The following is a 6,099-nucleotide window of genomic DNA, read 5'->3' on the forward strand; positions in this document are numbered from 1 at the left end:
TCGATGCCGCCGAAATCAGCCCGGAGCGGCCGCGCTTGCTGATGAGCCCGCGCGGTCGGCCATTGACCCAGGCCCGGGTTGTAGAGCTGGCTAGGGCCCCCGGCCCCCTGATCGTCTGCGGGCGGTTCGAGGGGGTGGACCAGCGGGTGATCGACGGGCGCGGCCTGGAGGAGGTCTCGATCGGCGATTACGTGCTGTCCGGGGGCGAAATCGCAGCCATGGCCCTGATTGACGCCTGCGTCCGGCTGCTGCCGGGGGTGATGGGCAAGGAGGCGTCGGGAAGCGAGGAGAGCTTTTCGGACGGCCTGCTCGAATACCCCCAATACACCCGCCCGCAGCTGTTCGAGGGAGCTCCGATTCCGGAGATCCTGACCTCCGGCGACCACGCCAAGGTCGCGAGTTGGCGGCGCGCTCAATCCGAGGCCCTGACGGCGGCCCGGCGGCCGGATTTATGGGCCCAGATCCCGAGCAAGGCCCCGAATCGGGCCGGCCGCCAAAAAACGCCAAAAAACAAGACAGACGGGTGACAAACGCTCCGGCTTGCCTTATAGGAGCGGCCACATCCGCAATGGCTGGATAGACGAATTTCGCGCAGCCCCCGTTTCGAAGGCTGGGCGCGCCGATGGAGATTTACCCATGAACCTGATCAAGCAGCTCGAGCAAGAGCAATTCGACAAGCTGTCCGCCGGCAAGGACATTCCGGAATTCGCCCCCGGCGACACCGTGATCGTCAATGTGAAGGTCGTCGAAGGCGACCGCACCCGCGTGCAGGCCTATGAGGGCGTTTGCATCGGCCGTTCCGGCGGTGGCCTCAACGAGAGCTTCACCGTGCGCAAGATTTCCTATGGCGAGGGCGTCGAGCGCGTGTTCCCGCTGCTCTCCCCGATGATCGACTCGATCAAGGTGGTGCGCCGCGGCAAGGTGCGTCGCGCCAAGCTCTATTACCTCCGCAACCTTCGCGGCAAGTCGGCCCGCATCGTCGAGAAGCAGGACCGCCAGGCTGCCGTCGGCGAGTAAGCTCCGCCACCAGGCAAATTCTCGAAAGCGCGGGGCTCGGCTCCGCGCTTTTTTGTTTTGCCCGGCTGTCTGTCCTCGTCATTGCGAGCCACCGGGTCCGCGCAAAGCGCGGCCCGATGACAGGCTCCGCGAAGCAATCCAGAATCTTTCCGCAGAGACAGTCTGGATTGCTTCGTCGCAAGAGCTCCTCGCAATGACGGCCGCGGTGGAAGGCTCTCGCGCTTTTACCGCTGCATGCTATATAGCTTCTAGAATGTTTCCAGATCTGACCAGCCTCGCCCCCGTCAAGCGCATCGTCATCGACGATCGCTCGCGGCTGCCTGGCCGGTTCTTCGGACGCTTCGCGACCTCGGCAACGTCAGAGCTTACGCGCGCAGCTTAAAAGCTGCGCTGACGATTTGTTGCCCGCGCGCCAGGCGCGCACATCCGCTTACACACATTCTTCGGAGCTTAAGCTCATGTCCAAGCCGACCACATTGTATGACAAGATCTGGAACGACCATCTGGTGCACGAAGCCGAGGACGGCACCTGCCTGCTCTATATCGATCGCCACCTGGTGCACGAGGTGACCTCGCCGCAGGCGTTCGAAGGCCTGCGCGCCACGGGCCGCAAGGTGCACGCGCCCGAGAAGACGCTCGCCGTCGTCGACCACAACGTGCCGACCACCGATCGCACCAAGCCGAATCCTGATCCTGAAAGCATCGAGCAGATCAAGGCGCTGGCCGAGAACGCCAAGGAATTCGGCATCGAATATTACAACGAGTTCGACAAGCGCCAGGGCATCGTCCACGTCATCGGCCCCGAGCAGGGCTTTACGCTGCCCGGCACCACCATCGTCTGCGGTGACAGCCACACCTCGACGCATGGCGCGTTCGGCGCGCTCGCGCACGGCATCGGCACCAGCGAGGTCGAGCACGTGCTGGCGACGCAGACGCTGATCCAGAAGAAGGCGAAGAACATGCGCGTCACCGTCGATGGCAAATTGCCTGACGGCGTGACGGGCAAGGACATCATTCTGGCCATCATCGGCGAGATCGGCACCGCGGGCGGCACCGGCTACGTGCTGGAATATGCGGGCGAAGCGATCCGCGCGCTCAGCATGGAAGGCCGCATGACGGTCTGCAACATGTCGATCGAAGGCGGCGCGCGCGCCGGTCTCGTCGCACCCGACCAGAAGGCCTACGACTTCCTGCGCGATCGTCCGAAGGCGCCGAAGGGCGCGGCCTGGGACGAGGCGATGCGCTATTGGGAGAAACTGCGTTCCGACGAGGGTGCGCATTTCGACCATGAACTGCGCCTCGACGCCGCAAAGCTGCCGCCGATCGTGACCTGGGGCACCAGCCCCGAGGACGTCATCTCCGTGACCGGCATCGTGCCCGACCCCGACAAGATCGCGGACGAAGCTAAGCGCATCTCCAAGCACCGCGCGCTCAAGTACATGGGCCTGACCGCGGGCACGAAGATCACCGACATCAAGCTCGACCGCGTCTTCATCGGCTCCTGCACCAACGGCCGCATCGAGGATTTGCGCGCGGCAGCGAAGATTGCTGAAGGCAAGACCGTTTCAGCGAACGTCAACGCCATGGTGGTGCCGGGCTCCGGCATCGTGAAGGAGCAGGCGGAAGCCGAGGGTCTCGACAAGATCTTCATCAAGGCCGGCTTCGAATGGCGCGAGCCGGGCTGCTCGATGTGCCTTGCCATGAACCCGGACAAGCTGAGGCCGGAAGAGCGCTGCGCCTCGACCTCGAACCGCAATTTCGAGGGCCGCCAAGGCTTCAAGGGCCGCACGCATCTCGTCTCGCCGGCGATGGCCGCGGCGGCCGCGATCGCCGGTCACTTCGTCGACGTCAGGGATTGGCGGTAAGCTGCTCCCTGCAATTGTAGCGATTACGGCAAACCGCCGTTAATCCGCGCCGCCCACATTCTCGTCCTCGCGACGGTTTCGCGAGGACGCAGCTCATGGCCAACAAGCCGGAATATGTCGATCTGATCAGCGAGGCCACGCGCCAGCACCGCCGGCGCGCGACGCCGCTGCGCGTCGTCGCCAAGCCCGAGGTCGAGGGAACCTCAAAGCTCAGCCGCTGGCCGCCGGCGATGTTCAAGCAGTGGAAGCTCGAGAATTTGATGCGATGGAAATCGGCGTCGTGGAAGCTGAAGGATTGGCTTTAGATTTTGACGCGTTTTCTTGACGCGAACCGGTCTCCACTTCGCTCGAAAACGCTATGGGCCACATGAACAAAGGGCGCCTCTGAGGCGCCCTTTGCATTTCGATCGTGCTCACCAATAGCGGTACGGATAGTGCCAGCGGGGCCAGCGGCAGACGCGGCGCGGGCCGTAATAGGTCCAGATGATCCGGCAGCGGCGCGGATAGTGGTAGTAGGGATAATAGCCGCCGTAATAATAGCGCCGGTGGAAGTGACGATAGCCGTAATGGGGACGATAGATCCCGTAGCGATGATAGCCGCCATAGTGACGAAATCCGCCGTAGCGATAGCCACCGCCGTGAAAGGCCGGCGCGGCGCGGAAGCCGCCGATATGGCCGCCACGAAATCCACCACCGCGGAAACCGCCGATATGTCCGCCGCCGCCATGGAAGCCGCCACCGCGGAAACCTCCGCCGTGAAAACCGCCACCATGTCCGCCGTGCCCGCCGCCGCCGTGGCGAACCTGCGTGACGAGATCGTCGGCCGCAGCCTTCGTCGCAGGCGACGTCGCCGGATTGATCAAGGTGAGTGCTTCGGCACGACGCGCGCTGCCGGCCGACAGCATCAAAGTCGTGGCGGCCGCGATCCCGAGCAAGCGCATCGGGCTTGCCTTGAGACCCAATATCCTCAGCATGGAATCCTCCCTGAATCTGGACAGCGCAGTTGCGACGCGACGTCTTGGCCGCGCCATCGCTGTTCAATTGCGGTCGCTCCCTGGATTAAACTGAGGAGACCGATGTGAACGCCCCATGAATGAACGACGCTGGGCTTCGCGATGCGACGCAGTGCCGCGAGGTAAGGAGTTTTTGGAAATGACTGTCTATGCGATTGCGCAATTGAAGATGACGGACCGCGCGGCCTATGACCGCTATCAGGCGCGGTTCTTCGACGTGTTCAAGAAGTATGGCGGCAAGCTGCTCGCCGCCGACGAACATCCGCGCGTGCTCGAAGGCGTATGGCCGCATGACAAGCTTGTCATGATGTCGTTCCCCGATGAGGCTGCGTTTCTCGCCTTCTCGAACGCGCCCGACTACGAGGACATCTCGCGCGATCGCAAAGCGGGTGCGCAGGCGACCGTGCTGCTGGTCAGGGGATTTGCGCCCGGCGGCTAATGCGCCGGCGTCACCAAAAGGGTCCGTAGCCGAACACGAACGGTGCAGGCACGCCGTAGGGATAGGGACGGTAGTAGACCGGCCGCGCGTAATAGCGTGGATCATGGCGCGCAGCAGGCCCCGCCATGCCACGGGCTCGCGCGTGTCGTCGCACATCGAAAACCGCGATCCCCGCCGAGGCCTCCGGCACCGTCACCCTTGGCGCCGCGGAAGTGCGAGGCAGCCCGGCGGCGAGCGCAACGGCAACAACGAATATGATCCATCTCGCCATGACGATCCTACAAGGCACCGCGTTGTTCGCCGGCGCGGGCTTCAGCCGCGGCGCCAGTAGCAGCTCACACGCGGCACGATCACCGTGCCGCTCGGCCGGTACTCCTGCACATAGGTGGCGTTGCACACGCGGACTGCGTTGGGACCGGGATTGTAGCGCGGATAGACGCCGTCCGGGCTGTAATAGGGCGTGACGCGCAAGCGCGCCGGGGGCCGCTTGCGTGGCGGGGGAACGTCGTCCGGTGAGGCCGCCTGAGCGAGACGGATCTCGGGGCCGGCGGTCTGGACTTGAGTTTGGGCTTGAGTTTGGGCTTGAGTTTGGGCTTGGGCGCCAACGCAAAACTGCAAAAACAACCCCATGCACAGTAGCGTCAGCGCTGTTTTCGCTCGCATTTTTCCGCCCACCCGAAACATTCCCATTCGAGGCCCCACGCTCCCCGTTTTGACGGCGCTCGTCAACCTCGCCGCGCTTATAAAGCGGGATGCATCGCTGCGGAACCCGCGCTAGTTTACGCGAACCGGTACCCACTTCGCTCGAAAACGCTTTAGAAGAGGCCCATGTGGACGGAATTGAAAGCGCCCTCGCTGGCCGAGATGGAAGCGACGGCACATGACATCTTCGAACGCCTGCCGGCGGAGTTTCGCAGGCTCTGCGAGGGCGTCATCATCCGCGTCGACGACTTCCCGACCGAGGAGGTCCTGGACGAGATGCAATGCGAGAGCGAGTTCGACCTGCTCGGCCTGTTCCAGGGCATCGGCCTGCCGCAGCAGAGCTTTGGCGACGTGGCGCGGCTGCCCAATATGGTCTGGCTCTACCGCCGGCCGATCCTGGACTATTGGGCCGAGCACGACGAGACCCTCGGCCACATCGTCCGCCATGTCCTGATCCACGAAATCGGCCATCATTTCGGTCTGTCGGACGACGATATGGCGGCGATCGAGGCGAAGGCGGAGTAGAACGGGCGCCGCGAAGACGGTGCGCTTCCTCCCCCGCTTGCGGGGGAGGGCTGGGGAGAGGGTCTCTCTCCTCAACGGGACACTCCCCCAGAGGAGAGAACCCTCACCCGCGCCTCCGGCGCGACCTCTCCCGCAAGCAAGCGGGAGAGGTGAAGTCCCGATGCCGCACCAGCCCCGGCTCAATCGCCGCAAGCGGGAGAGGTAAGGCAGACCTGCCCAATTCGGCCTAGGATTCCCGCTCCGATCGCGATAAACACCTGCTCCCCTAGACCCACCCGGGAAAGCGCAACCATGGACAAGTTCACCACGCTGGAAGGCGTCGCGGCGCCGCTGAAGATCATCAATGTCGACACCGACATGATCATTCCGAAGCAGTACCTCAAGACCATCAAGCGCACCGGCCTTGGCAAGGGGCTCTTCTCCGAGCAGCGCTACAAGGACGACGGCAGCGAGAACCCCGACTTCGTGCTGAACCAGCCGGCCTATCGCAACGCCAAGGTGCTGGTCGCCGGCGACAATTTCGGCTGCGGCTCGAGCC

The 6,099-nt window shown here is 63.9% G+C and carries 8 protein-coding genes and 1 pseudogene; 7 read left to right on the forward strand and 2 right to left on the reverse strand.

The window, feature by feature from the left end:
• The 4 genes from trmD to CWO91_RS41145 all read left to right on the forward strand — a co-directional run.
• On the forward strand, positions 1–527 hold a 527-nt coding region (trmD, locus tag CWO91_RS41130; RefSeq protein WP_130221016.1), incomplete at its 5' end, for a tRNA (guanine(37)-N(1))-methyltransferase.
• A 109-nt stretch (positions 528–636) separates the two neighbouring features.
• The gene (gene rplS / locus CWO91_RS41135) at positions 637–1,017 is read left to right on the forward strand and encodes a 50S ribosomal protein L19 (RefSeq protein ID WP_130221017.1); all 381 of its coding nucleotides are present in this window, start codon (positions 637–639) and stop codon (positions 1,015–1,017) included.
• Between the two features lie 458 nt (positions 1,018–1,475).
• Positions 1,476–2,882, forward strand: coding sequence for a 3-isopropylmalate dehydratase large subunit (leuC, locus tag CWO91_RS41140; protein ID WP_130221018.1), 1,407 nt, complete (start codon positions 1,476–1,478; stop codon positions 2,880–2,882).
• Positions 2,883–2,977: 95 nt separating this feature from the next.
• Complete coding sequence (locus CWO91_RS41145) at positions 2,978–3,187, forward strand: hypothetical protein (RefSeq protein ID WP_130221019.1); 210 nt, start codon at positions 2,978–2,980, stop codon at positions 3,185–3,187.
• Positions 3,188–3,295: 108 nt separating this feature from the next.
• On the opposite strand, the gene CWO91_RS41150 is transcribed toward CWO91_RS41145, so the two are convergent.
• The gene (locus tag CWO91_RS41150; RefSeq protein WP_130221020.1) at positions 3,296–3,856 is read right to left on the reverse strand and encodes a hypothetical protein; all 561 of its coding nucleotides are present in this window, start codon (positions 3,854–3,856) and stop codon (positions 3,296–3,298) included.
• A 178-nt stretch (positions 3,857–4,034) separates the two neighbouring features.
• On the opposite strand from CWO91_RS41150, the gene CWO91_RS41155 reads away from it, so the two are divergent.
• Positions 4,035–4,334, forward strand: coding sequence for a DUF1330 domain-containing protein (locus CWO91_RS41155; protein ID WP_130221021.1), 300 nt, complete (start codon positions 4,035–4,037; stop codon positions 4,332–4,334).
• A 312-nt stretch (positions 4,335–4,646) separates the two neighbouring features.
• Here the strand turns inward: CWO91_RS41155 and CWO91_RS41165 are convergent, their stop codons facing one another.
• Positions 4,647–4,964, reverse strand: coding sequence for a hypothetical protein (locus CWO91_RS41165; protein WP_165406061.1), 318 nt, complete (start codon positions 4,962–4,964; stop codon positions 4,647–4,649).
• Positions 4,965–5,162: 198 nt separating this feature from the next.
• Here CWO91_RS41165 and CWO91_RS41170 point away from each other — a divergent pair, with 198 nt between their 5' ends.
• Entirely contained in the window at positions 5,163–5,561 is a 399-nt protein-coding gene (locus CWO91_RS41170; protein WP_130221024.1) for a metallopeptidase family protein, read from the forward strand.
• 291 nt (positions 5,562–5,852) lie between these two features.
• Positions 5,853–6,099: pseudogene (locus CWO91_RS41175) on the forward strand (3-isopropylmalate dehydratase small subunit); the annotation flags it as partial.

The organism is Bradyrhizobium genosp. SA-3 (genome assembly GCF_004212635.1).
Classification (GTDB): Bacteria; Pseudomonadota; Alphaproteobacteria; order Rhizobiales; family Xanthobacteraceae; genus Bradyrhizobium.